A 25846-nucleotide genomic window follows, 5' to 3' on the forward strand; every position below is an offset into this window, starting at 1 on the left:
TGTTTGGTCCAGTTTTTGTATGTCAACTTTTCGCACTGCCAATCCGTCCCCAATTCCCATTCTGATGTACCACCAGATTGAAGTTGCACCGCCTAAGGGTGCTGCTTTTCGAAGTTTGTACGTCTCACCTCGAGACTTTTCCCGTCAAATGGCTTTATTGAGCCTGATGGGCTATCGCGGGCTTTCCATGTCGGCATTAATGCCCTATTTGAAGGGCGAGCGAACAGGCAAAGTGGTGGGCATCACGTTTGATGATGGATACCTGAATAATTTGACGAATGCGTTACCTGTTTTGAAACGGCATGGTTTTTCGTCTACCTGTTACGCGGTCAGTCAGCAACTCGGCAAGACCAACGCGTGGGACATTGAGGCTGGTATCGTGCAAACAACGCTGATGAATGCATCACATCTTCGGTTGTGGCTTGCAGGTGGGCAGGAGGTGGGTGCGCACACTCGGCATCATGTGAGGCTTACACAAGCGGATCTCTCGACTTGCACGAAAGAAATTTCGTTATGCAAATCAGAGCTGGAAGAGATGACCGATTCCTCAGTCCGACATTTTTGTTACCCCTATGGGGACTACACAGCAGATCATGTTGCGATGGCTCGGGCAGCGGGGTATGAGTCGGTGACTACAACACAACGCAGTCGATGTCAGACTAGTGAGGACATGATGCTGCTGCCGCGCGTGCCCGTAGTTCGTTCGACCAGCTTGCCGTTACTGTGGCTCAAAGTAGCCACAGGTTATGAAGATCGGCGTCGCACATGACGACCGACGCACAATCTGGTGACGGCGAAAAGCAATGCCAGCCAGCGTCTGAAGTAGCCATAAAGCCTGGACCTGAAAAGCGTTTGCGCATTGCCGTGTTGAACCGTGTTTTTTCACCTACCGGCGGCGGGGCAGAGCGGTACTCCATCGCGCTGGTGGAGCAATTGGCGCAACGCCACGAAATCCATGTGTTTGCCCAGCAAATCGATCATCATTGGCCGGGGGTTACTTATCACCGGGTGTCCGCCCCACTGGTCAAGCCGCGTTGGATCAACCAGCTTTGGTACGCGACCGCCACATGGTGGGCCACGCGTCGCGGTTTTGATATCGTGCATTCGCATGAGAATACGTGGCATGGGCAGGTTCAGACCGTGCATGTGCTGCCAGTTAAATACAACCTTTTTAACGGCCGAACAGGCCTTCGTTTAGCAATACGGTGGTTAAAAGTGCTGAGCAGTCCACGCCTTCTGGCTTATCTGGCCATGGAGAAATTTCGTTTTAGTCAGCAATTAATGCACCGTGTAGTCGTGACTTCACCAGCATTGAAAGCGGTGATGAACCAGACCTATCCTGCGTGTGATGTATCCGTCATTCCTCCAGGGGTAGCGCTACCGGCAGTAGCATTGAATCGCCAAGCTGCCAGACTCGGTTTGGGTTTGACCGAGCAGGGGCGTCTACTAGCCTTTGTGGCCAACGATTATGAGAAAAAAGGACTCACAACATTGCTGGAGGCAATGATCCGTTTGCCATCTGATGTGGAGTTGGCGGTTGTTGGCAACCCTTCACACATTGAGCGATTTCAAAAAAAAGCTGTGACCCTGGGTCTTGGTGAGAGGGTGCATTTTCTGGGGCACCTCAAAGATGTATCTCCGCTTTATGAAGCTGCAGACGTCTTGGCACATCCCACCACGGAAGATACATTCGCGATGGTGGTTTTGGAGGCTATGGCGCACGGACTGCCAGTTGTGGTGAGCGACTCCCGATATTGCGGCATCGCGGGTTTTCTTAAAAATGGCGTGAACGCTGTGATTTTGTCATCCCCGACGGACGTCCCACAACTTGCCGTTGCGCTTGAGCGAATTCTGAGCGAGCCGGTTCTTCGCGAAGGACTTGCAAGGGAATCACTTCACTTCGCTCTGCAGTGGTCGTGGGCCAGAATCTCCCAGTTGCAGGCGTTGATGTATGAAGAGATAGCCGCTGAGGCATCGTAAAAATTCCATCCCATCTAGACTACAGGACATGAACTTAAATCCGCAACCCATTTCTCACTTAAGTCTGTTCTCGATTGTTATTCCAAGCTGGAACAACTTGGCATTACTTAAACTATGTGTTAGTAGTGTGAAGGCCAACAGTGCATATGCTCATCAAATCATCATTCATGTAAATGATGGGAGTGACGGCACCCTTGATTGGGTTCGGTCGCAAGGATTGACACACACCCACTCGACAGAGAATATGGGTATTTGCCTGACCGTCAACCAGGCTGCCACGTTGGCCCAACATGATTTGATTCTCTATCTTAATGACGACATGTACTGTTGTCCGCAATGGGACACCAAGCTTTTAGAGAAAGTGCATGAGATTGGGCACGATGCATTCATGCTGTCCAGCACCATGATTGAACCGGTTGATTCAGGCAACCCTTGCGTAAGTGTGTGTGATTTCGGACGCGATGCGGACAAGTTTCAGCAAGATGAAATTCTGAAGAAATATATGTCACTGGCCAAGGCCGACTGGTATGGATCAACTTGGCCTCCTACACTGGTGCACAAACGCTGGTGGCAGGCAGTAGGTGGTTACAGCTTGGAGTTCAGCCCGGGAATGAGCAGTGACAACGACTTTTCCATGAAAATGTGGGCTGCCGGCTGCAGAATTTTTCTGGGAGTGGGGGATAGTTTGGTTTACCACTTTATGTGCAAAAGCACGGGGCGGATTGTCAAGAACAATGGACGAAAGCAGTTCATGCGGAAATGGGGTATCACGTCTTCGCTGTTTGATCGTTATTACCTTCGCCGGGGAGACGCTGCAACGCAGATGGCTCTGACTGAGCCAGAGGAGAGTCCTGAGTTTCGTCGCAAGCGCCGCTTTAGCGAAATAAAGGCTTGGCTAGCCTAACTTCAAAGATCGGGTCGGTGATCTTCGTTAGTTTTTGATGGTGCCGGTGAGAAGCCCATCCGGTATAACTGCGCATAAACGCCTTGGGCAGACAGCAGTTGAGAATGCGTGCCTGATTCCACCATCCTACCCGCCTCCATCACGATAATTCGATCTGCATGCTGAATTGTCGAGAGTCGATGCGCGATGACCAGTGTTGTTCTCTGGTGCATAAGTCGCTGCAACGCTTCTTGAACGGCTCGCTCCGATTCTGCGTCCAAAGCCGAGGTGGCCTCGTCAAGGATTAAAATGGGTGCGTCTTTATAAAGTGCTCTTGCAATCGCCAGGCGCTGACGCTGCCCACCTGAAAGCTGCATCGCGTTGTGGCCGACTATCGTATCGATGCCCATTGGAAGGTCCGTGATAAATCCGGTGAGGTTTGCAGCCTGCAGGCAATGGGATACCCGATTCCGATCCATTGCTTGCCCCAATGCAACATTGGTCGCAATGCTGTCGTTGAGCATCAGCACGTGCTGACTGACTAATGCAAACTGACAGCGCAGTGACTTTAGATTCCAATCCTCAAGTGTGTGGCCATCAAGCTCTATGCGGCCAGTACTTAACTCAACAAACCGTGGCAGCAAACTGACCAGCGTCGTCTTCCCTGAACCCGACGCGCCCACCAAAGCGACGATCTCACCTGGTTGTATGTCAAGGCTGAACTGATCCAGCGCAGGGGTATTGCTGTCGGGGTAGGTTACGCCAACTTGCATGAAGCTCAGACTGCCTTGAGCCCTAGGCTTGGAAAATGTTCCTCCTGACTCACTGGGGGTCAATGCGATCAGGTCCAGACCTCGTTCCATTGCCGCTAGGCCACGCGTGATGGGGCTTGCCACCTCAGACAAGTGTTTGATGGGGGCAATCAGCATCAACATGGCGGTTACAAATGCTGCGAAACTGCCAACGGATGTGGTCTGCCCCGCGCTTTGTATCAGTGCAACCGAAATTACTGCAGACAGCGCAATTGCTGCCAGTATCTGGGTAAGGGGCGTCATTGCAGCAGATGCGGACGTCGACTTCATGGACAGCCGTTGTAGCGCTTCGCCCAACTGGCTGAACCTGATTGTCTGAGATTCCTGGGCTGCCTGTAACCGGATATCACGGTGCGCCAGCACATTTTCTTCGACAACATAAGCCAGTTGATCCGTGGCGTCCTGGCTGTCCTTGGTAAGCCTGTACAAACGCTTGGAAAGGGTGCGCATCACGATGGCAACCGCTGGAAAAAGACACGCCACGATCAACGTGAGCTTCCAGTTCAGGTACATCAGATAACTTACCAGCGCCAGCAAGGACAGGCTGTCACGTGTCAGAGTCATCAATGCATTGACCAATAGAACGGAGCCCGTTTGAACTTCATAGACCAAGGTGTTAGCTAATGCGCTAGAAGACTTATGACTAAATAGGGAGAGCCTCGCGGTAAGAAGTTTTTCAAACATTGCTTTACGCAAAGTTAATAGGCCAAAGTTGGTCACTTTAGCCAAAGCTAGTTGCGCTACAAAACCTGACAGTCCACGCACACCGAACAGCAAGATGAGCGTGACAGGCACGACCCAGATTTTCAGATTGCCCTGTTGGAAACCTTTGTCCAGTAAAGGTTGCAGCAGTGCTGGAATCAAGGGTTCTGTCATAGATAGCACAATCGTGGAACCTAATGCCACCAGCCAGGCTGCATAAGGTTTTCCAAAATATGGCCACAGCCGTCCTACTCTCTTAATTAGGTTGGACGGAGCTTGTGATGTTTGTATGGACACGGTGTCAACCCTTTAAGTGCTGGGCGTAGGAGACACAGTGGAGTGCTCGGGCGGCGCGGAGTGAATGCTGAAAGCAAGTAGAAGAGCGAGTGCGACGCAGAAAAAATCACCAATTAATGCGTCATACAAAGAGCAATTGAACATACATGACAAGGCCAGCGCAGTCAGAATAGACTGCAAAGCCCTGCGTTCCGGGGGCTCCAGCCGCAGGCTGTCTCTGAACAGCGCCAGCAACATTGCACAGAATAACGTCAATCCCAGTATGCCAAGTTCGACGCCCCATAAAAGGTACTCTTGGTGTGGGTTGCCCGTAATTTCGACGAATGTTTTTGGGGCGTGAAGAGCCTCTTGTCGATTGAATTCCCGATTCCAGCTTCCGACGCCAGTACCAAGCCATGGATTTTCGCCGATGGACTGCAGGGATCGGTGCCAAAGGTTAAGCCGTGTCCCCGATGATGTGGAAATATCGCCTGTTTTATTGAAGTATTCGATGCTGCTGCTTATTTCCACAAAGCCATGGCGGACTTTGTCGGAGATCGATACAAGCAGCAGTGCCATCACGAAGGGTATGGCGAACACCAGACCTCGAAATTTTCTGGGCATCTCCCAAAAAATGGCTAAAGAAATCAGGGCGATAGCAACCACATGACCGGTGCGCCCTTGGAAAATGAAGAAGACGCATATCAAAGCCAGTCCGACAAAAATTAATGCGATTGGGTTTCGATAGCGAACTGGTGCATAGCACCTCATGTGCCAGCATAAAGCAGCCAAGACAGCCGTCATGATCGACTGGTCCAGGTAGCTTGAGAAAACAGCATATGAAACGCCTGCTTCTTTAGAAATTGCCCACGGCAAAGAAATTCCTATGTACATCATCCATGTACTAACTAGTAAAAAAGCCTGTCCCCCCATAAAGAAAGCAAGAGCGATCAGGGCTTCACGACGTGACCGTATCAGACATAAAAAAATGGGGATTAGCAACAATTTTCCGTGTTTTGTAAGTGAAGTTAAAGCCTCATCTGTAGTTCCAGTGCTCCAAAGAGCGCTGGCAGCTAAAATTACAAACGTAAGCAGAATCAAGGGGGATGTAGCGCCAGGTAAGATCGCCGCGGAACTGCGGTGATGCCGCCATCTGTTTGCTATGACAGCCAAGGCACATAAAAACAACAGGATTTTGGAGATGCTGATAACAGCAATCGGTAAAGCCACCGAAACAGCCGAAAAATAGATTAAAAAAGTTCGAAAATTTATTGGTGTCATGGTCGTAGGCTGTGAAAACATATTATCTACGCTCTAATTACCTGGGCGCTCGCGATGTTGGACTATGCTCAGTGCAATTCAAAAAAATCTAAAGTAGTGTCCTTGACTCAACTCAGTGTGATCATCATCACTTTCAACGAGGCCGCTAACATTGAGGCCTGTTTGAAGTCGGTATCTTTTGCAGACGAGATCGTCGTGCTGGACTCCGGGAGTACAGATGGGACACCGGATTTAGCACGTGGCATGGGTGCAAGTGTGCATGTCACAACCGACTGGCCAGGGTTTGGTCCTCAAAAAAATCGCGCACTTGACCTTGCGCAATATTCTTGGGTGTTGTCACTCGACGCTGACGAGCGTGTGCCACCGGAACTCGCAAATATGATTCGACAAGTGGTTGATCAAGACGTCGGTAGTGCCTATGAAATTCCTCGATTAACCCAATTCTGTGGAAAATGGATACGTCATTGCGGCTGGACGCCAGATTATGTCTTGCGTTTGTTCAAGCGAGGTTCGGCCCACTTCAGTGACGATCTTGTTCATGAGCGTGTTGTACTACTGCGTGGTGTGCCGAGTCGTTTGACTTCCTCACTGCTGCATTACAGTTATCCCACACCTTCCCACTACTGGCGTAAGCTGGAACAATATAGTCAAGCTTGGGCTCGACAGCGTTTTGCATGTGGTCAAAAAACTTCTATGTTACGGGCCGCTTTGGCTGGAGTGGTAGCATTCTTGCGAAGCTACTTCTTCCGTTTAGGTTTTCTTGATGGGGCAATGGGTTTTGCAGTGTGCAGCATGCAAGCCCAAGCAGCATTTGGAAAATATTTTGCTTTGTATTGCTTGAATCAGAAAAATGTCATTTCACCCGTTCCGCCATCTGTCTGACCTGTTTCGTTATTTGGGACTAGGTCTCATGCTAATTGCAGGTTTTCCTGTGCAAGCTCAATTTCGTGTCGATGTTTCCGGTGTTGGCATGAATCAATTGCCGATTGCAGTGGCCGCCTTTCGTGGAGAAGATGGTTCTCCGCAAAAAATAGCAGCCATTGTGCAGGCGGATCTGGAACGCAGTGGACAATTTCGCGGTGTGGATACTGCGGGTATTGCCCTTGACGAGGCTAGCCGGCCTGATGTCGTTGTATGGCGGCAAAAAGGTGCTGATTCTTTGGTTTCGGGTCGTGTCACACGCCTTGCAGATGGTCGGTATGACGTACGGTTTCGTTTATGGGATGTGGTTCGCGGGCAGGATTTGGGTGGCCAGAGTTATGCTGTGACGCAGGCAGACTTGCGGTTGGCAGCACATCGAATTTCCGATTTTGTGTACGAAAAATTGACGGGTGAAAAAGGCGCTTTTTCAACGCGTATTGCATACGTCACCAAGGCGGCACAGCGGTACCAGCTATGGATCGCCGACGCAGATGGTGAAAATGCACAGTCGGCGCTGGCAAGTCCTGAACCCATTATTTCGCCAGCCTGGTCGCCGAACGGCAGCCAGTTGGCTTATGTTTCGTTTGAGTCTCGAAAACCCGTTGTCTACACCCACGATGTCGCTAGTGGCAAACGCCGTCTTATTGCAAACTTCAGGGGTTCCAACAGTGCACCAGCTTGGTCTCCTGATGGGAACACGATAGCAGTGACACTCAGCCGTGACGGGGGGTCGCAACTGTATGCCATAAGCTCAGGCGGCGGAGATCCGCGCAGGCTGGCGCAGTCCAGTAGCATTGATACCGAACCTGTCTATACACCGGATGGTAAAAACATCTATTTCGTGAGTGACCGTGGTGGTGCACCGCAGATTTACAAAATGCCTTCGTCGGGAGGTAATGCTGAGCGGGTAACGTTTACCGGTAGTTACAACATTTCTCCTGCCATCAGTGCTGATGGGCGATGGCTAGCTTACATTTCGCGAGTGAGTGGTGCTTTTAAATTACATGTTATGGAACTTGCCGGTGGAGCCGTCAGCGCAATTACAGATACATCCGCAGACGAAAGTCCCAGTTTTTCACCCAATAGCCGTTTGATTGTTTACGCGACCCAGCAACAGGGGCGGGAAGCACTAATGACAACAACACTCGACGGTAAAATCAAAGCACGTCTTGCTGGTAAAAACGGCAATATCCGTGAACCGGACTGGGGTCCGTTCCAGAAACAATGAATTTTTTAAGGAGTTATTCAATGAAACATCTTTTGCTCGCTATTGCCGCTGCGGTCCTGATGGCTGGGTGTAGTTCTGCTGTCAAGCTTGACAACGTACCTGTTGAGGACAAGGCCGGAACGACTATTTCGCAGGAAGGCGCTGATGGTCTTGGTAGTGGCGTCGGCAAAGGTGGCGTGACATCTGTCGATTTGGATAAAGCGGCTCAACATGCTGCAATTCTTGCTGGACCGCGGACTGTGTATTTTGACTACGACAGCTTTGTTATTAAACATGAGTTTCAGCCCATCATTGAAACGCACGCACGCTACATCAAAGCAGATAAGAGTCGGAAAGTTGCAATCGAGGGACATACCGATGAGCGCGGAGGTCGCGAATATAACTTGGCACTTGGGCAAAAACGAGCTGAAGCTGTACGCAGTGCATTGGGCCTTCTTGGCGTAGCGGATAGTCAAGTGGAAGCAGTCAGTTTTGGTAAGGAAAAGCCTGCAGTTCAAGGAACTGACGAGGATGCAATGGCTAAAAATCGTCGGGCTGAAATTAGCTATCGCTGATTGATGTGAGAATTGTTAAAGTGAAAAAAATTCACCTGGCTGTTTTATCCGCTTTACTTTTTTTTGGGGCGACAACGGCTGGTGCTGGATTGTTCGATGACGAGGAAGCGCGTAAGGCGATACTCGATCTTCGTCAACGTATTGACAACGTTCGGGTGGAATCTGAGCAAGCAGCAATGCGTTCCAGTGAAGATGGCTCTGCGCTGCGGCGAAGTTTGCTTGAGCTGCAAAATCAGATCGAAACGTTGCGTTCCGAAATGGCAAATCTCAGAGGTTTGAATGAACAGTTGTCACGTGACGTTGCGGATGTTCAACGACGGCAGAAAGACAGCGCTCAAGGTGTTGATGATCGTCTTCGTCAGTTTGAACCCACGAAAGTTGCGGTTGATGGTCGCGAGTTCATGGCTGATCCTGCAGAAAAGCGAGACTATGAAGCGGCGTTAGCTATTTTCAGAAAAGGCGATTTCCCAGCCGCACAAACAAGCTTCCTTGATTTCCTTAAGCGTTACGTACAGAGCGGCTATAAGCCGTCAGCGCTGTTTTGGCTTGCCAACGCGCAATATGCAACGAGAGATTACAAAGAGGCGATGACTAATTTTCGAACTCTGATTTCAAGAACACCGGAGCATCTACGCGCACCTGAGGCCGTGTTGTCTATAGCCAATTGTCAAATTGAAATCAAGGACGCGCGCGGGGCCCGCAAGACACTGGATGATCTGATCAAAGCTTATCCCCAGTCAGAAGCCGCTGTGGCTGCAAAAGAGAGACTGGCTCGCCTTAAATAGTGTCCAATGACCTAATTAATTTGGTTACGCCAACCATTGAACTATCAATACCTAAAATTGATGTGCCTGAGGATTCGTCAAGCATAGATAGGGATCGACGGTTTGGAGGGTTGGCTCGTCTGTACGGTGTTTTAGGGGCGCAGCGCATCTGCGCCTCGCATGTGGCTGTCATTGGTATTGGGGGCGTTGGATCCTGGGCTGTTGAGGCTCTGGCGCGTAGCGGGGTAGGGCATCTGACTCTAGTTGATCTGGATCACGTGGCTGAGTCTAATATCAATCGCCAAATTCACGCAGTGGAGGCAACCTTAGGGCAAGCGAAGGTATTGGCCATGCGGGACCGTATCCTTTCATTCAATCCGAACTGTGAAGTGACGTGCATTGAAGAATTTGTCGATCCAGTCAACTGGCCAACGCTTTTGCCAGAGGGTGTAGACGCCGTTATCGATGCTTGCGATCAGGTTAAAGCAAAGACAGCGATGGCGGCTTGGGCGTTAAAAACCGGAACACTCTTCATTTCTGTTGGTGCTGCTGGCGGTAAACGCCATGCTCATTTGGTTGATATTGATGATCTCGCCTTGACAACCCACGATCCCTTACTGGCACAGTTACGCTATCGTCTTCGTAAAGAGCATAGTGCGGCACGTGAAGGAAAGAAAATTGGAGTAACTTGTGTTTTTAGTCGCGAGTCGGTTAAAGCACCCGATGCTTCCTGTCTCGTTGAAGGCGACGGGACACTTAATTGTCATGGTTATGGTTCAGTCGTTAGCGTGACCGCTACATTTGGGCAATGTGCAGCCGGTTGGCTTCTTGATAGAATTTCTAGCGAAGGCGGAAAGTCATCAAAATGACGTTATAATTTGAGGCTTGGCTAGGTAAGTTAATTAATAACTTGCTGTCATATTGGGATGTTAGCTCAGTTGGTAGAGCAGCGGACTTTTAATCCGTTTGTCGTGGGTTCGACCCCCGCACATCCCACCAAATTTCCTTAACGGGTTCTGAAAAGCCTGCTATTAGTTAAATAGCAGGCTTTTTTGTTTTGGTGATTTAAATCGCGCGCGATTGGGTTGGCCGGACATATTCGGTATTGCCCCGTCGTGCGGCAGGGCTTCCTTAATCAAAGACCGTAAAAAGTTCGAATGACATCCCATGCGGATTGGGGATCGTCCACGTAACTAAACAGATCCATGTCCTGTGGTGATATCACGCCTTCTTCCAGCATCACCTCAGTGTTGAATAGCCGCTTCCAGTAGTCGCTGCCATATAGAACAATCGGCACCGGCTTGGCTTTGCGTGTCTGCACCAGGGTGATGACCTCGAACAATTCATCGAGTGTGCCAAAACCACCCGGAAAGGCAACCAATGCCTTGGCGCGCATCATGAAATGCATTTTGCGCAGGGCAAAATAATGAAACTTGAAGCTTAGAGTAGGCGTGACATAGGGGTTTGCGTTTTGTTCATGTGGCAAGGCAATATTCAAGCCCACACTGGGTGCGCCCATTTCATGTGCGCCGCGGTTGGCGGCCTCCATGATGCCGGGGCCGCCTCCTGTTGAAATGAACAATCGCTCTTCGGGTCGTCGGTGTGCACTGTAGCCAGCGACAAGTCGAGAAAACAGGCGAGCTTGATCGTAAAAGTGGGCGTTTCGTAACTGTCGTTGTGCCAAGGCCAAAGCGCTGGCATCGCCGCCACGCTGTGCATTTTGAAGATTTTTTTGAGCCTCCTCGGGCGAGGGAAACCGAGCGCTGCCAAAAACGACGATAGTGTTCTCGATGCCCTGTTCAGTCTGGTCCAGATCGGGTTTGAGCATTTCAAGCTGAAATCGAATACCGCGCGTTTCACGCCGTAATAAGAACTCAGGATCGGCAAAGGCCAGTCGGTAGGCATCAGCCTCCAGTGGGTTGCCTAAGTCGGAGTGGCTTTGTAGTTCAGCCCAAGCATCGGCCAGACGGCGCTCGGTAAGGTGTTGGGGTTTTTCCATGAAGGCCATTGTGTGCGAAAAATCTGACCCATCTTCCCAAATTGAGTGGACAGATCAATTAAGGACTAGAGCGTTTGCATGGGCAGTTTTGAAATCCAGTTTCGGACCCGTTTGAAACTTCTCCATGCCAGCAAAAAACGGCTGCTCCAAATAATGGCACGTTGTGGTTTGAGCACCGCTACTACCACCAAGGCACCAATTGGCCACTGAGGGTTGCGATAAAGCCATTGCAGAGCCGCACGAGCTTGGTCGGCCACTGCAAGAGGTCGTTTGAAAACTTGTGCTTGATCCGTTAGATTATTTCTTAATGCAACACTGCGCATCAATAAACGCTGCTGCTGCTGAACTAGATCATCGTTGCTCATGTTGACCTGCCGCTTGAAGTCCTGCTCGATCTTGTTTTAGTTCAGCCAAGCTGGCGTGAAATATTCCTGTTGGGTTGCGTAGACGCTGTCGAGCCTCGCGGATCAACAAAATCCCACCGGTAAGAAACAGCAGCGCCATTACCCCCACTGCTGCCAACCGATATCCCTCCCAAAACAGAAGGATGACGAAGCCACAAAACAACACAAACCCTATACCCAGAATTAGCAGGGCGATAGCACCCCAAAGCAGCCCGTCAAATAAACGGCGTTTCTCAAATTCAACCTCGGTGCCGAATAGATCCAAGCGTACTTGCGCCATTTCAAGCGCAGTGTCCAGAAAACGACGTAACGAGACAAAGAGGCCGCTCTCATTGTTAGGGCTGCTCATAACCTGCGATGAACTAGCGACGGCTTACCAGCAAGCCCATGACGAGTCCAATACCAGCAGCGATGCCAATCGATTTCCAAGGGTTTTCATGCACAAATTCATCGGTGGCGTGACCGGCCGCTTTGGCCTTTGCGACAGCAGCTTCCTGCAAGTGTAGTAAATCGGCCTTGGCCTGATTCATTCGGGTCTGAACCCGGCTGCGAATGTCGGCTGCACTTTCACCTGCTTGGTCGGCAGTCATGCGCAGCAATTCCTCGGCGTCAGTAATAACCACGCGCAAATCGCCCATTAATTTGTCTTTTTGAACAGAAGTCATATCAGTCATATCAACCCTCCAATGTTTGAAAAAATCAAGTTTAATAGTATTCTTTATCCTGTTTTATATCCTGACAAAAATCAAGGGATGGCAGATGAATTTGAGTTGACACTCGTGCCTCATTCTTGCAGCAAGGCGCACAATTTGTTATGTGCGGGGTTGATGAGTCACTTGATCAAACTCAAATACAGGTGGGATGGCTGGCCTACTATTCAAAAAATAATAGAAGAGCGCAAACACGTTCGCCTTGATTTTTTCATTTTGATTGCACGATGCAATTCTCGACAGGTTTCCTGTCCAAGATCATGTCCATCCGATGATGTCAGTTTTTGATCCTCTGCGTTTGGCTGCTGTGGCGCTGGATATCCTGGTTTGTGGACATGCCACCCCGGAAGCTCTTGCCGTTCGCCAAAATGCCCGACTTGCCAAGCTGCTTGCCGTTGCAGTACAGGGTTCGAAGGTATACCGCGAACGCCTGCGTGGCATTCAGCTCGATTCAGCGGAGTTGAGCACATTGCCCTCGGTGTCCCGGTGCGAGCTGATGGCGCGGTTCGATGATTGGGTGACTGACCCGCAGCTCAAACTGGCGCAACTTCAGTTGTTTATCGCCGACCCTCATCGCATTGGAGAGTCCTACCTTGACAAGTACCTGATTTGGGAAAGTTCCGGTACCAGTCATGAGCCCGGTGTGTTCGTACAGGATGCGCAAGCGTTAGCAGTCTACGACGCCTTGGAGGCGCTAAGGCGAAGTACGCCGCGTCCACTGCAATACTGGTTTGACGCCGTGATGCTGAATGAACGCATCGCTTTTGTTGGTGCAATTGGTGGTCATTTTTCCAGCGTTGTGTCTTTGCAAAGGTTGCGACAACTTAACCCATGGATGGCGCAATCCTTGCAATGCTTCTCCATTTTGCAGTCCACCAGCACATTGGTCGGCGAGCTCAATGCGTTCGCGCCCACCGTGATTGCCACCTATCCGACTGTGGCCGCATTGCTGGCTGAAGAGGCCTACCGCGGGTCGCTGGCCTTCAGGCCGAAGGAGGTCTGGACCGGCGGTGAAACCTTGAGCGTTGCCGTGCGGCAGCGGGTTGAGCTGGCGCTGGGATGCCCTGTACGCAATAGCTATGGCGCCTCTGAGTTCATGTCGATTGGATGGGAGTGCAATCACGGTCAACTGCACGCCAATACCGACTGGGTTATTCTTGAACCGATTGATGAGCGGGGCCGATTGGTGCCAGCCGGTCAGCCTTCAAATTCGACCTTGTTGACCAACTTGGCCAATCACGTGCAACCGCTTATTCGCTATGACCTGGGCGATCAAGTAACAGTGCACCAGGAGCGCTGTGAATGCGGTTCTTCATTGCCGGTGATTGAGGTGCGGGGGCGGCGTGATGATCCACTGCTAATGGCCGGACGGGATGGGCAGTCTGTCACACTGCTGCCGCTGGCGCTGACCACGGTTCTCGAAGACGAAGCCGGCGTATTCGATTTTCAGTTGCGCCAACAGGATGATCACACTTTGGTGCTGCGGCTTGAACTAAATGGAGAACCGGCCGAAACCGTTGTGACGCGTTGCCGTGCTGCATTGGCGCATTTTGCAGAGGTTCAAGGTTTGGCGCCGCTGGATGTGATTGCGGAACTGGGGCAAGCCGTACCGAGGGGGCGCAGTGGCAAGGCCCAACGGATCGTGGCGCGTCCAGACGTTAAGTGACGGCTGCCGGTTATTGACGCTTTTTTAAAGCGTGCCTGTGGGCCGTTACGCTGCTGGCTGCACAAGCGTTAAAGCGGCTGCGATGGTTTTGGCCATGCTGACCGCATTGCTTGGATGGTTGATGCAGTCGGTGCTCCAGACTTCACGGATACCAGCCTCCTGCATGACCTGCAAGGCGTCGCCAGCGAAAAGTGCGTGGGTTACCGCGACATCAACTGAAGCCGCTCCAGCGGTCAGCAGCAGGCGTGCCGCCTGCGCGACGGTGTGGCCGGTGCTGGCCACATCATCCAGCAGAACCACTTGTCGACCGGAAAGCGCCACGTCGGGCAGTGTCACTTCCACCGCCCGGTCGCCATGACGGACCTTGCGGCATACCGCGTGATCGAACCCATGGCGTGCTGCGGCCTGCGCGACCCACTGAGCCGACTCTTCGTCCGGGCCCAGTAACAACGGATTCTGTCGCTGCGCCGCAATCAGATCAGCCAGTAGCGGGGCGCCGCTGAGCATAATGGCGTTGGCGACGGGCACGGCTTCCTGCAGCGTGGCCACCCGGTGCAGGTGCGGATCGACGGTGATTACGGCGTTAAAGAGGCCTGCCAGAAACCGTCCGACAATGCGCTGACTGATGGCTTCGCCCGGATGAAAAGCGACATCCTGGCGCATGTAGGATAAATAAGGCGCCACCAGCGTCAAGTTCCTGGCGCCCAGGTCGCGTGCGGTTTGAGCGGCTAGCAACAGTTCAATCAATTTTTCATTCGGGTTGTTCAGCGTGCGCAGAATAACAACTTGCGCAGATAAGGACTCAGGCAGACGCAACTTGATTTCGCCATCAGGAAAGCGATGGCTCTGAATTTTTCCGAGATTCAGGTGGCCGGCCAGAGCGATGCGAGCCGCACTCTCTTGCTCATCAGCGAAGTACAGTAAAACTGGTTTTGATTTCATCAGAATTCCACAAAGACATGAGGCACTTCATCGGCGCGGCCAATCGTGTAACCGGTTGACTTGGCGCAGGTCTGACGTGCAAATTCAAGGTCACTCTGAAACCCGGCGTGCACGCGGTAAAGAACGTCTCCGCTGGACACGGCATCCCCCAGCTTGCGAAACAGATCAACGCCCGCACCAATAACCTTGGGCGCACCGGCTAAACGGGCCATGCGCGCGACCTGAAGATTGTCAATGCCGGTCACCACGCCTGATTCGGCCGCGCAAATATCAAACGTTAACGCGCCAAGTTGAAGATTGTTGTGATCAAACGTTTTTTGCCCCTGGGCCGCAATGATGGCGTTCATTTTGGTCAACGCGCGGCCGGAGTCCAGGATGTCCCGTGCAATTGCGAAACCATCACCGCCCCGGACGTCCGGATTGCATTCGATTAATCGGCCAGCCAGCCGCAAAGATTTCTGCCGCAAGTCGTTGGGCGCTCTGGGGTCATTTTCCAGCACCCGCATGACATCGCGGGCTTCGAGCACAGGGCCAATGCCATTGCCGATGGGCTGGCGACCGTCGGTAATGATGACATCCAGCGATAGATGCATGCGTCCGGCCACATACTCGAACAGTCGACGCAGGCGTTGCGCCTCGGGCATCGAGCGCACTTTGGCGGTGGGGCCGATGGGAATGTCAAGCACCAGATGGGTCGACCCGGCCGCAATTTTTTTGGAGAGAATAGAGGCCACCATTTGTCCCGCCGAATCGACGCCCAAGGGCCGCTCCACAGAAATCAATACATCGTCAGCCGGTGACAGATTGGCGGTCCCGCCCCAAGCCAGGCAAGCCCGGTGTTCGCGCACGATGGCAGCCAGTTGCTCAAAGGGAAGTTCAACATTGGCCAGCACCTCCATGGTGTCGGCGGTGCCGGCGGGTGAGGTGATGGCACGGGAGGATGTTTTGGGGCAGAGCAGGCCATGCGCCGCCACAATCGGCACCACCAGCATGGAGGTGCGGTTGCCGGGGATGCCGCCAATGCAATGTTTGTCAACCACCAGGTGTTCGTGCCAGTCGAGTGTTCGTCCACTGGCCACCATTGCCTCAGTCAGAAAATAGACTTCTTCCCGGTCCAGTTCATCCCGGTTGGTGGCAACAACAAAGGCGGTCAGCTCGATCTTGGAGTAGTGCAACTCGGCAATGTCGCGCACGATGTCCCGAAAATCGTCCCGGCTCAGTCGTTCACCGGCAATTTTTCGGTACAGCGCACCAATGGATTTGGGTGGCTCGGCCTGAGATACCGAGGCTGTATGTCCATCCTTGACCGCCAGTTGCAGAAAAGCGTCTTCGGACAGTCCAAGCTCATGACAACCCACGATGGCCAGATCATCGACCACGTTCAGGGTTGCCAGAATGTGCCGCCCATTGGCCCGAACCTCAACTTTGGACAGGGCCTGAAAGCCCTCGGCCCGGTAGACCGCGCAATCCCGGTGCAGATAAACCACATTTTCGCGGTAAGTATCGATTGCAACCCGGCGAACCGCCAGGTTGGAGGTCACCAGATTTTCACCTTGCGGCGCATCGGGCGCTAGCCGGTCATCGGAGATATTGCTCATGGCTGTAGCCTACACCCGTTTCATGGACTGGAATCGGTCAGGGCGCTCAATGCTCATTGGGGGAAACCCAATAAAAAAGGCTTCCGAAGAAGCCTTTTTGCAGCGAACTAAAGTTAGACGCGTTTTCTGTATTCGCCAGTGCGGGTGTCGATTTCGACCTTGTCGCCTTGGGCTACAAAAATTGGCACACCCAAGTCAAATCCGGTGGAGATTTTGGCAGGCTTGAGCACTTTGCCAGACGTGTCGCCTTTGACGGCAGGTTCGGTCCAGGTGATTTCGCGCACGACACTGGTGGGCATTTCAACTGAAATGGCCTTGTCGTCATAGAACACGACTTCGAGTTCCATGCCGTCTTCGAGGTAGTTCAGCGAGTCGCCCATGTTTTCGGCTTCGACTTCATACTGGTTGAACTCGGTGTCCATGCAGATGTACATCGGTTCGGCAAAGTAAGAGTAGGTGCACTCTTTTTTGTCCAGAACGACTTGGTCGAGCTTGTCGTCGGCCTTGAACACGACTTCGGTACCGAAGTTGGCGATCAGGCTTTTCAGCTTCATGCGCACGGTGGCGGAGTTGCGGCCGCCGCGGCTGTATTCAGCCTTGAGCACGACCATAGGGTCTTTACCGTGCATGATGACATTGCCGGCGCGAATTTCTTGAGCGGTTTTCATAGCGATTATGTGAAGGTTGGCCGCTTGCTTAGCGGCGAGGGCGGCATGGACTGGACTAATCCGGTCAAATTTCGCAAGTCTTCGATTTTAATGGTTTTTTACGCTAACCGCATGATCTGTGTCACAAGATCAGCGTGCTGCAGTTGTTGGGCCCGTGCTGCCGTCACGGTTTGCTGCCATTCAGCGAGGGAGAGCGCGGGCAAAGCCGCCTGGCTCACACCATTCCAGACATGATGAAAATCCCGCAATGAGGGCGTGGCGTGCAGCAGGTCCAGAAAAGCGTCAAGCTTGCTGTGGTGGGCGTCGTCATGCTGCAGGTAAATCTGCCAGACAAAAGGTTTGCCGGCCCACAAGGCCCGGACCAGGGAGTCTTCTCCCCGCACAAAATTCAGATCGCAGGCCCACAGCAGGTGATCAAAATCGTGTTGGGTCAGTGCGGGGAGGTAAGAAAATGATAGCGACTTGCGCATGTTCCATGCGGGCTGGGAGCTATTTTTATCCTTAATCCAGGCTGCAACGGCCGCCGTGGCCCGTCCGGCGGTGACCAGGAGCCGGGTCGGTTGTGGGTCGCTGGCCAGTTTGTCCAGCAATTCCCCCAAGGCGGGTGGCTCGTAACAAAATAATGACACCAGCCGTTCGCCCTGAAATTCAATGCCCAATTGCTGCAGCCAGGCGGTGCGGTCAAAGCGGGCCTGGCGTTCCAGCAGATCGGCTTCGCGCAGCAGCCCCCCGGTGCCCGCGGTGAAGCCGGGGTAAAAAAAGTGTTTGGTCAGACCTTTGCCCGGCCCGGACATCACGGGGGAGAGCAGGCCATGGCTTCGTTCTGCGTAGCCTTCGGCGCTCAGGTACTCCAGATTAACCCAAGTGCTTTTTAGGCCTCTAGCCCTCGTACTCATTGCGTAAGCAGCTATAAATTCAGGAGCGATCTCGCAGCCGAAGGTTTCCACCAAAATATCGCCCATCACCAAGTCATTGGTTGGGATCGGCTGTGTCCAGACCCGGACCTCGACACCGGCGGCACCCCCGGGGGCCATCCAGTCCAGGGCGCTGGTATCGTCCACCCATAAACGCACCCGCTCGCCCCGCGCGGCCAAGCCGACCGCCAAACGCCAGCACACACCAATGTCACCGTAGTTATCGATGACCTTGCAAAAAATGTCCCAAAGCTTGCTGTTTTCTGTATTCACGCTAGAGATTGTCCACAATACGCACCTATGCCCGTTTTGCCTGATTCCAACCCGCCCGAGCCCTCCGTGTCCTCTGAATTGACTTCACTGCCGGCTCACCCCGAACAGTTATTAAGTGACGTGGCGAGCCTGCCCGCGCTGCCCGGTGTGTACCGCTATTTCGATGCCGAAGGCATGGTGCTCTATGTGGGCAAAGCCATCAACCTGAAAAAGCGGGTGTCCAGCTATTTTCAGAAAAATCATGGCGGCACGCGCATCGGGCACATGGTCAGCAAGATTGTGCGCATGGAAACCACGGTGGTGCGTTCAGAAGCCGAGGCGCTGCTGCTGGAAAACAACCTGATCAAGACGCTCAATCCCAAGTACAACATTCTGTTCCGGGATGACAAGAGTTATCCGTACTTGAAGATGACGGGGGTGAGTCCTTCTGCGAATCCGAGTTCGAGCTTTTCCAGGGTGTCCTATTACCGGGGTGCGGTTGAAAAGAAGCACCATTATTTTGGGCCGTACCCCAGCGCCTGGGCGGTCAAAGAGGCCATTTTGCTGATGCAGAAGGTGTTTCGCCTGCGCACCTGTGAAGACCCAGTATTTAACAACCGCACGCGGCCTTGCCTGCTGTACCAGATCAAGCGCTGTTCCGCGCCGTGCGTGGGGCATATTTCAGCGGCGGACTATGCGCAGGATGTGGCCAATGCCGAGCGCTTTTTGCGCGGCGATGCCCGCCAGCTGATGGACGTGCTGGAGGCCCGCATGATGGCGCATGCGGAACGGCTGGAGTTTGAGCAGGCGGCCGAACTGCGCAATCAGGTGGCGGCGCTGTCCAATGTGCTGCACCAGCAGTCGGTCGACAATGTGTCGGACCGCGATGTGGATATTCTGGCGGTGAAGGTGCAGGGCGGTCGTGCCTGCGTCAATCTGGCGATGGTGCGCGGTGGGCGCCACCTCGGTGACCGACCTTATTTTCCGGTGCATGTGGAAGATGCGGCGGGGGTCTACACCGAAGACGACGAGGGCGCGGCAGCGGCGCCGTCCGTTGAGGCCCAGGTGCTGGAGGCCTTTGTGGCGCAGCATTACCTGAATGTGCCGATCCCACCCTCGTTGGTGGTGAGTGAGCCGGTGAATAAAAACCTGATCAAAGCGCTGTCGATCCAGTCCGGCGTCAAGGTGACGGCCGTGCACCAGCCGCGCGAACAGCGCCGCCAATGGCTGGAAATGGCGCAAACCAATGCCAGTCTGCAGTTGGCCCGGTTGCTGTCGGAAGAGGGCTCGCAGCAGGCGCGCACGCGGGCGTTGGCCGATGCGCTGGATCTGGCGCTCGACAATCTGGATGAGCTGCGTGTGGAGTGTTTCGACATTTCGCACACCGCCGGCGAAGCGACCCAGGCTTCGTGCGTGGTGTTTCATCACCACAAAATGCAAAACGCCGAGTACCGCCGCTATAGCATTGACGGCATCACCCCGGGTGATGACTATGCGGCCATGCGCCAGGTACTGCTGCGGCGCTACGGCAAATTGGCCGAGACTTTGCGGGAAGCGCAAAAGACCGGGCAAACGCCCGCTGGTACTGGCCGGCTGCCCGATCTGGTGCTGGTGGACGGCGGCAAGGGCCAGGTGTCCATGGCGCGTGAGGTGTTTGAGCAGTTGGGGCTGGACCTGTCACTGATCGTGGGGGTCGAGAAAGGGGAAGGGCGCAAGGTTGGGCTGGAAGAGTTGGTGTTTGCCGATGGCCGCGAGAAGGTCTATCTGGGCAAGGACTCGGCGGCCTTGATGCTGGTAGCCCAGATTCGGGACGAAGCGCACCGTTTTGCCATCACCGGCATGCGCGCGAAACGGGCCAAAGTGCGGGTGGATGGCGGCAAACTGGAGGAAATTCCCGGTATCGGGCCGAAACGGCGCGCCAGGTTGTTGCAGCGTTTTGGCGGGGTGCGTGGCGTGGGGTTGGCGGGTGTCGAAGATATTGCGACCGTGGAGGGTATCTCCCGGGAACTGGCCGAGGAAATATACCGGGCCCTGCACTGACCGGACCCGGCCAGATTGCCGTCGGGTCGTGCCACAATCACGCTATGTTTTTTACTATTCCGACGATCATGACTTGGGCGCGCATTGCTGCGATCCCGTTGATAGTCGGAGTGTTCTACCTGCCGATTGAGCCGGCCAGCCGTAATTTGGTTGCAACAGTCCTGTTTGTGGTGTCGGCAGCCACCGACTGGCTGGATGGCTACCTTGCCCGCAAGCTCAATCAGGTATCTTCTTTTGGTGCGTTCCTGGACCCGGTGGCCGACAAGATTCTGGTGTGTGCCAGCGTGCTGGTGTTGGTGCATCTCGGCCGTGCCGACGTCTTCGTCGCCCTCATCATCATCGGTCGCGAAATTGCAATTTCCGCGCTGCGTGAATGGATGGCCCAGATCGGGGCCTCCAAGAGCGTGGCGGTGCACATGGTTGGCAAACTCAAAACGGTGGTGCAAATGGTGGCGATTCCGTTTTTGTTGTTTGACGGTCTGTTGCTCGGTGTCATCGATACCCATGAATGGGGTGTCTGGCTCATCTGGATTGCCGCCGTCATGACGGTCTGGTCCATGGTGTACTACCTGCAGAAGGCGCTGCCTGAAATTCGGGCAAGGGTAAAGTGACTGTGCGCGACGATCGCGCTTTGATCCGGGCCATGCCAGCCTTGTTTGTGCTGATTTGGAGTACAGGTTTTATTGTCGCCCGGTATGGCATGCCCTACGCACCGCCCATGAAGTTTCTGGTCGTGCGCTACGCCTTGTCCATTCTGTGCTTTTTGCCGTGGATCATGTTGGCCCATGTGGCTTGGCCACGTACCCGCGCCCAGTGGCTGCATCTCGCAGTGACCGGGGTGTTCATGCACGCCTTTTACCTGGGCGGTGTGTGGTCGGCTGTAAAGGCAGGGATGGGTTCCGGACTTTCCGCACTGATTGTTGGCTTGCAGCCTGTGTTGACCGCGCTGTGGCTGTCCGCCACGGGCGGCAAAATTGCGGCCCGGCAGTGGGTTGGGTTGGTGCTGGGTTTTGTGGGGCTGGTGCTGGTGGTGTCGCGCAAGTTTGGGCAGGGAGGTGAGGCCGACTGGCTGAACATGTCATTGGCGGTTGGCGCCTTGTTCAGCATCACCATCGGGACCCTGTACCAAAAACGTTTTGTGTCAGCCTGCGATGTTCGATCGGCCAACGCCATTCAACTGGGGGCCGCTTTGCTTGTGACGTTGCCTTTTATATTTCTTGAAACTGAGTCCATGCGCTGGAACGCTGAACTGGTCGGCGCCATGACCTGGTCTGTAATGGTAACGCTGGGCGGCAGTTCACTGTTGTATCTGCTGATTCAGCGTGGCGCTGCAACGTCTGTGGCCAGTTTGATGTACCTGGTTCCACCTACAACGGCGCTCCTGGCGTGGCTGTTGTTTGCAGAGCCGATTACCGCGATCACCATCGGAGGCACTGCACTCACTGCTTTTGGTGTGAGCCTCGTGGTGCGTTCACCCCGCATGGCCTCTTGATGGTCTGGTGCTTTCAGTTTTATGCCCGTTAAGCAAGGAATGAATCGACATGAGCAAGAAAAGAATCGCAGTCATCGCCGGTGATGGAGTCGGCAAGGAAGTGATGCCCGAAGGCATTCGGGTGATGAATGCTGTTGCCAGCAAATTCGGCATCGACTTGCAGTTTGATTATTTCGATTTTTCCAGTTGGGACTACTGTGAGAAACACGGAAAAATGTTGCCCGACAACTGGAAGGATTTGATAGGAGGTCATGACGCCATCTACTTTGGCGCGGTGGGCTGGCCTGAAAAAATTCCGGATCATGTCTCGCTGTGGGGCTCTCTGTTGCTGTTTCGCCGCGAGTTTGACCAGTATGTGAACCTGCGCCCTGCACGCTTGATGCCGGGCATCATTGCGCCTGTGGTGCGACGAGATGGCAGTCGGCGTGAGCCCGGCGAAATCGATATGTACATCGTGCGTGAAAACACCGAAGGTGAATACTCCAGTATTGGTGGGCGCATGTACCAGGGCACTGAGCGCGAAATCGTGATGCAGGAAACCGTGATGTCCCGTATTGGCGTTGATCGTGTGTTGAAGTTCGCTTTCGAGTTGGCCCAGTCGCGTCCCAAAAAGCATCTGACCAGCGCCACTAAATCCAATGGCATTGCCATCACGATGCCGTATTGGGATGAACGTGTGATTGAAATGGCGAAAGGCTACCCCGGCATCACGCTGGATAAATTTCACATTGACATCCTCACTGCACACTTTGTACAGCGTCCCGATTTTTTTGATGTAGTCGTCGCTAGTAATCTCTTTGGCGACATCCTGAGTGACTTGGGGCCAGCCTGCACGGGGACTATTGGGATAGCGCCCAGTGCCAACTTGAACCCTGAACGCAAATTTCCTTCACTCTTTGAGCCAGTTCATGGCTCGGCCCCCGACATTGCCGGCAAGGGCATCGCAAATCCTATCGGTCAGATCTGGTGTGGCGCCATGATGCTGGACTATCTGGGATACAAGAACGCACATGATGCTGTCTTGGCTGCCATTGAAAAAGTTCTCGATCCCCAAAGTGGGGCACCTCTCACGCCTGATATGGGCGGAACAGCCAGTACGAAAGATGTAGGGCTCGCCATTGCAGGTGCGCTTTAACGAGTTGGTCGAGATTTTTTAAATCACAACTTTATTCAAAAATCGAAAAAATCAGCTTGGATAGAACAGGTGGGCGTCTGAAAACCGACTAGAATTTACCACCGCATTGTTGTAAAGCTGCAGGTAGTATTGACACAGTCAAGGCCCTTGCGTCAATCGCATGCATCATCAGTAATTGCAAGAATTTTTAAAGAGTTAATTTGATTAACTCTGTTTTTATACTAGGGGTTGTTTGTGAATAAAACAGAACTGATTGAGCACATTGCAGTGCATGCAGATATTTCCAAAGCAGCCGCTGCCCGGGCTCTGGAAGCAACGATTGGTGCTGTCAAGACCACACTGAAAAAAGGCGGCTCTGTATCGCTGGTTGGTTTTGGTACATTTGCTGTCGGCAAACGTGCAGCACGCGTGGGTCGCAATCCCCGAACTGGTGATGCGATTAAAATCAAAGCGGCCAAAGTGCCAAAATTCCGTCCGGGCAAAGCGTTGAAGGATGCTTTGAACTGATAGCAGGTTTAGGTGGGGTGATTAGCTCAGTTGGTAGAGCGGCGCCCTTACAAGGCGTAGGTCGGCGGTTCGAGCCCGTCATCACCCACCACCCACCCAAGCAAAGGCGAACAAAATGTTCGCCTTTTTTGTTTATATTCTGGAGAGTTCGCGCATGTTTGATTTTGTCCGCAAGCACACGAAGATCATGATGTTCGTGATGTTTCTGCTGATCATCCCTTCCTTTGTGTTGTTTGGTATTGATGGCTATAACCGATCTCGAGAAAATGGCTTGGCTGTAGCTCGGGTAGGTGGGCATGAGATTACCCAGGGCGAATGGGATGCGGCACACAAATCGGAAGCTGACCGTTTGCGCGCTTCAATGCCCAATCTGGATGCCAAACTGCTGGATTCTCCGGAAGCCCGTTATGCCACCCTGGAGCGACTGGTGCGCGAACGGGTTCTGGCCCAAGCTGCTGACAAATTCAAACTGACGACCAGCGATGCACGACTTGCCCGCGAGTTGCAGGAGAACCCCACCATTGCATCGCTGCGTTTGCCTGATGGCAAACTGGACATGGAGCGCTATCGACAATTGGCCGCCAGTCAGGGCTTGACGCCTGAAGGCTTTGAAGCCCGTGTACGCCAAGATTTATCGGTCCGTCAGGTGGAAGCCGGCGTGATCAGCACAGGTTTTTCTGCGGCAAGCGTCGCCGATGTGTCATTGAATGCATTTTTCGAAAAACGTGAAGTGCAGATCGCCAGCTTCACGACTTCCGAGTTTGCGTCAAAAGTCGCACCAACCGAGGCCGAACTGGATGCGTTTTACAAAGCCAATCAGGCGTTGTTCCAGGCGCCCGAGCAGGCCAGTATTGAATATGTTGTGCTGGACCTGGAAGCGGTAAAAAAGAGCATCTCTATCAATGAGGCTGACCTCAAGTCGTATTACGACCAAAATGCGCTTCGTCTCAGTGGAAATGAAGAGCGGCGTGCGAGTCACATCTTGATCAATGCGGGCAAGGACGCCTCTGCTGCCGATCGTCAAAAAGCCAAAGCACGTGCTGAGGAATTATTGCAAGTAGTGCGTAAATCGCCTGACAGTTTTGCTGAAGTTGCCAAGAAGAACTCGCAAGATACCGGATCCGCCGCGAATGGTGGGGATCTTGATTTTTTTGCGCGTGGCGCGATGGTCAAACCGTTTGAAGCTGCAGCATTTGCCATGAAAAAAGGGGATATTAGTGAAGTGGTTGAGTCTGATTTTGGCTACCACATCATCAAGCTCACCGAGGTCAAAACACCCAAGCAGCGCAGCTTTGAGGAGTTGCGTGCCAGTATTGAGGCGGACCTGAAGGCGCAGCAAGCCCAACGCAAGTTTGCCGAAACAGCCGAGGCTTTCACTAACGGTGTTTATGAACAGTCTGATAGCCTGAAGCCAGTTGCTGAGAAGCTCAAGCTGGAAATCAAGTCAGCTGCCAATTTGACCCGCAATCCTGTGCCTGGCGCGACAGGTGTATTGGCGAATGCAAAATTTCTGGCTGCGATTTTCGGACCTGACTCAATTGAGAAAAAACGGAATACGGAAGCAATTGAAACAGCGCCGAATCAGTTAACGGCTGCTCGAATCACCCAATACACTCCGGCGCGGACCATCCCGTTTACTGATGTGCGCAGTGTTGTACGTGACCGTGTCGTTGCTGCGCATGCTGCCGAGCTTGCTAAGAAACAAGGTTTGGAAAAACTGCTGGCCTGGAAGGCCGCGCCTGCCTCAGCGCTTATGCCGACGGCACTGGTCGTGTCGCGCGATCAGTCTCAAAATATTCCACCGCAGGTTTTGAGTGCTGCTTTGCGGGCGGATGTTTCAGCTTTGCCTGCTTTTGTTGGTGTTGATTTAGGCGCCCAGGGTTACGCTATCGTCAAGATCAATAAGATTGTGCCGCGTCCGACGCCCACGGAGTCCGCCGCCAAGCAAGATCGCGCCCAATATGCCCAGTGGTGGATCGGTGCCGAAAATCAAGCTTATTACAATCTTCTTAAAGAAACTTTCAAAGTTGAGATCATGGCTGCACGTCCGGCGCGGACTTCAATAGATTTATCAGTAGCTGCTTCAAAGTAAACTCTAGCGCGCTATAATATAAAGCT

Annotated in this window: 25 protein-coding genes and 2 tRNA genes; 17 read left to right on the forward strand and 10 right to left on the reverse strand. The window is 53.1% G+C overall.

Features of this window, described 5'->3' with window-relative positions; translation table 11 throughout:
• Positions 1-19 precede the first annotated feature (19 nt).
• The 3 genes from HHJ17_RS03750 to HHJ17_RS03760 all read left to right on the forward strand — a co-directional run bounded on the left by HHJ17_RS03750 (position 20) and on the right by HHJ17_RS03760 (position 2884).
• A complete protein-coding gene (locus tag HHJ17_RS03750) occupies positions 20-769 on the forward strand; it encodes a polysaccharide deacetylase family protein (protein WP_296498565.1) in 750 nt (249 codons plus the stop codon).
• The gene (locus HHJ17_RS03755) at positions 766-1980 is read left to right on the forward strand and encodes a glycosyltransferase family 4 protein (protein WP_296505026.1); all 1215 of its coding nucleotides are present in this window, start codon (positions 766-768) and stop codon (positions 1978-1980) included. The genes HHJ17_RS03750 and HHJ17_RS03755 overlap by 4 nt, the downstream gene beginning before the upstream one ends.
• A gap of 64 nt (positions 1981-2044) precedes the next feature.
• The gene (locus HHJ17_RS03760) at positions 2045-2884 is read left to right on the forward strand and encodes a glycosyltransferase family 2 protein (RefSeq protein ID WP_296505050.1); all 840 of its coding nucleotides are present in this window, start codon (positions 2045-2047) and stop codon (positions 2882-2884) included.
• Positions 2885-2886: 2 nt separating this feature from the next.
• Here the strand turns inward: HHJ17_RS03760 and msbA are convergent, their stop codons facing one another.
• Together msbA and HHJ17_RS03770 are read right to left on the reverse strand one after the other, a co-directional pair.
• A complete protein-coding gene (gene msbA / locus HHJ17_RS03765) occupies positions 2887-4674 on the reverse strand; it encodes a lipid A export permease/ATP-binding protein MsbA (protein ID WP_296505028.1) in 1788 nt (595 codons plus the stop codon).
• Between the two features lie 12 nt (positions 4675-4686).
• Positions 4687-5934 (reverse strand): O-antigen ligase family protein, encoded by a 1248-nt coding sequence (locus HHJ17_RS03770; RefSeq protein WP_296505030.1) that lies wholly within the window; start codon positions 5932-5934, stop codon positions 4687-4689.
• 54 nt (positions 5935-5988) lie between these two features.
• Between HHJ17_RS03770 and HHJ17_RS03775 the strand changes: the two genes are divergently transcribed.
• The 6 genes from HHJ17_RS03775 to HHJ17_RS03800 all read left to right on the forward strand — a co-directional run bounded on the left by HHJ17_RS03775 (position 5989) and on the right by HHJ17_RS03800 (position 10400).
• Entirely contained in the window at positions 5989-6816 is an 828-nt protein-coding gene (locus HHJ17_RS03775; RefSeq protein WP_296505032.1) for a glycosyltransferase family 2 protein, read from the forward strand.
• A gap of 28 nt (positions 6817-6844) precedes the next feature.
• Positions 6845-8083, forward strand: coding sequence for a Tol-Pal system beta propeller repeat protein TolB (gene tolB, locus HHJ17_RS03780; RefSeq protein ID WP_296498626.1), 1239 nt, complete (start codon positions 6845-6847; stop codon positions 8081-8083).
• Between the two features lie 20 nt (positions 8084-8103).
• On the forward strand, positions 8104-8637 hold the full coding sequence (gene pal / locus HHJ17_RS03785) for a peptidoglycan-associated lipoprotein Pal (RefSeq protein ID WP_296498578.1): 534 nt from the start codon (positions 8104-8106) through the stop codon (positions 8635-8637).
• Positions 8638-8666: 29 nt separating this feature from the next.
• Positions 8667-9422 (forward strand): tol-pal system protein YbgF, encoded by a 756-nt coding sequence (gene ybgF, locus HHJ17_RS03790; protein ID WP_296505051.1) that lies wholly within the window; start codon positions 8667-8669, stop codon positions 9420-9422.
• A gap of 35 nt (positions 9423-9457) precedes the next feature.
• The gene (locus HHJ17_RS03795; RefSeq protein WP_296498631.1) at positions 9458-10270 is read left to right on the forward strand and encodes a tRNA threonylcarbamoyladenosine dehydratase; all 813 of its coding nucleotides are present in this window, start codon (positions 9458-9460) and stop codon (positions 10268-10270) included.
• A gap of 54 nt (positions 10271-10324) precedes the next feature.
• Positions 10325-10400: transfer RNA gene (locus HHJ17_RS03800), tRNA-Lys, on the forward strand.
• Between the two features lie 136 nt (positions 10401-10536).
• On the opposite strand, the gene HHJ17_RS03805 is transcribed toward HHJ17_RS03800, so the two are convergent.
• The 4 genes from HHJ17_RS03805 to HHJ17_RS03820 all read right to left on the reverse strand — a co-directional run bounded on the left by HHJ17_RS03805 (position 10537) and on the right by HHJ17_RS03820 (position 12478).
• Entirely contained in the window at positions 10537-11400 is an 864-nt protein-coding gene (locus tag HHJ17_RS03805) for a TIGR00730 family Rossman fold protein (RefSeq protein ID WP_296498580.1), read from the reverse strand.
• Positions 11401-11465: 65 nt separating this feature from the next.
• Positions 11466-11765, reverse strand: coding sequence for a YqjK-like family protein (locus tag HHJ17_RS03810; RefSeq protein WP_296498584.1), 300 nt, complete (start codon positions 11763-11765; stop codon positions 11466-11468).
• Entirely contained in the window at positions 11752-12153 is a 402-nt protein-coding gene (locus tag HHJ17_RS03815; protein WP_296498587.1) for a phage holin family protein, read from the reverse strand. Before HHJ17_RS03815 ends, HHJ17_RS03810 begins: the two co-directional genes overlap by 14 nt.
• A gap of 13 nt (positions 12154-12166) precedes the next feature.
• Positions 12167-12478 carry a DUF883 family protein gene (locus HHJ17_RS03820; protein ID WP_296498590.1) on the reverse strand — a complete coding sequence of 104 codons (312 nt, stop codon included), beginning with the start codon at positions 12476-12478 and terminating at the stop codon, positions 12167-12169.
• Between the two features lie 256 nt (positions 12479-12734).
• On the opposite strand from HHJ17_RS03820, the gene HHJ17_RS03825 reads away from it, so the two are divergent.
• On the forward strand, positions 12735-14180 hold the full coding sequence (locus tag HHJ17_RS03825; protein WP_296498592.1) for a phenylacetate--CoA ligase family protein: 1446 nt from the start codon (positions 12735-12737) through the stop codon (positions 14178-14180).
• Between the two features lie 45 nt (positions 14181-14225).
• Here HHJ17_RS03825 and HHJ17_RS03830 read toward each other — a convergent pair whose 3' ends face one another.
• From HHJ17_RS03830 to earP, 4 genes are all read right to left on the reverse strand, one after another.
• Positions 14226-15122 carry a ribose-phosphate pyrophosphokinase gene (locus HHJ17_RS03830; RefSeq protein ID WP_296498594.1) on the reverse strand — a complete coding sequence of 299 codons (897 nt, stop codon included), beginning with the start codon at positions 15120-15122 and terminating at the stop codon, positions 14226-14228.
• A complete protein-coding gene (locus HHJ17_RS03835) occupies positions 15122-16651 on the reverse strand; it encodes a thymidine phosphorylase family protein (protein ID WP_296498635.1) in 1530 nt (509 codons plus the stop codon). Before HHJ17_RS03835 ends, HHJ17_RS03830 begins: the two co-directional genes overlap by 1 nt.
• 182 nt (positions 16652-16833) lie before the next feature.
• A complete protein-coding gene (gene efp / locus HHJ17_RS03840) occupies positions 16834-17388 on the reverse strand; it encodes an elongation factor P (protein ID WP_296498596.1) in 555 nt (184 codons plus the stop codon).
• A gap of 98 nt (positions 17389-17486) precedes the next feature.
• Positions 17487-18575 carry an elongation factor P maturation arginine rhamnosyltransferase EarP gene (earP, locus tag HHJ17_RS03845; RefSeq protein ID WP_296498599.1) on the reverse strand — a complete coding sequence of 363 codons (1089 nt, stop codon included), beginning with the start codon at positions 18573-18575 and terminating at the stop codon, positions 17487-17489.
• Between the two features lie 27 nt (positions 18576-18602).
• Here earP and uvrC point away from each other — a divergent pair, with 27 nt between their 5' ends.
• The 7 genes from uvrC (at position 18603) to HHJ17_RS03880 (ending at position 25820) form a co-directional block, all read left to right on the forward strand.
• On the forward strand, positions 18603-20594 hold the full coding sequence (uvrC, locus tag HHJ17_RS03850; RefSeq protein WP_296498601.1) for an excinuclease ABC subunit UvrC: 1992 nt from the start codon (positions 18603-18605) through the stop codon (positions 20592-20594).
• Positions 20595-20638: 44 nt separating this feature from the next.
• Positions 20639-21205, forward strand: a complete 567-nt coding sequence (gene pgsA, locus HHJ17_RS03855) for a CDP-diacylglycerol--glycerol-3-phosphate 3-phosphatidyltransferase (RefSeq protein ID WP_296498603.1) — start codon at positions 20639-20641, stop codon at positions 21203-21205.
• A 32-nt stretch (positions 21206-21237) separates the two neighbouring features.
• Positions 21238-22086 carry a DMT family transporter gene (locus tag HHJ17_RS03860; RefSeq protein WP_296498640.1) on the forward strand — a complete coding sequence of 283 codons (849 nt, stop codon included), beginning with the start codon at positions 21238-21240 and terminating at the stop codon, positions 22084-22086.
• Between the two features lie 49 nt (positions 22087-22135).
• A complete protein-coding gene (locus HHJ17_RS03865) occupies positions 22136-23221 on the forward strand; it encodes a tartrate dehydrogenase (protein ID WP_296498604.1) in 1086 nt (361 codons plus the stop codon).
• Between the two features lie 234 nt (positions 23222-23455).
• Positions 23456-23728 (forward strand): HU family DNA-binding protein, encoded by a 273-nt coding sequence (locus HHJ17_RS03870; protein ID WP_296498605.1) that lies wholly within the window; start codon positions 23456-23458, stop codon positions 23726-23728.
• A gap of 15 nt (positions 23729-23743) precedes the next feature.
• Positions 23744-23819: transfer RNA gene (locus HHJ17_RS03875), tRNA-Val, on the forward strand.
• 63 nt (positions 23820-23882) lie between these two features.
• On the forward strand, positions 23883-25820 hold the full coding sequence (locus tag HHJ17_RS03880) for a SurA N-terminal domain-containing protein (RefSeq protein ID WP_296498643.1): 1938 nt from the start codon (positions 23883-23885) through the stop codon (positions 25818-25820).
• Positions 25821-25846: the final 26 nt, after the last annotated feature.

Source organism: Rhodoferax sp., assembly GCF_012927445.1.
Taxonomy (GTDB): Bacteria; Pseudomonadota; Gammaproteobacteria; order Burkholderiales; family Burkholderiaceae_C; genus Rhodoferax.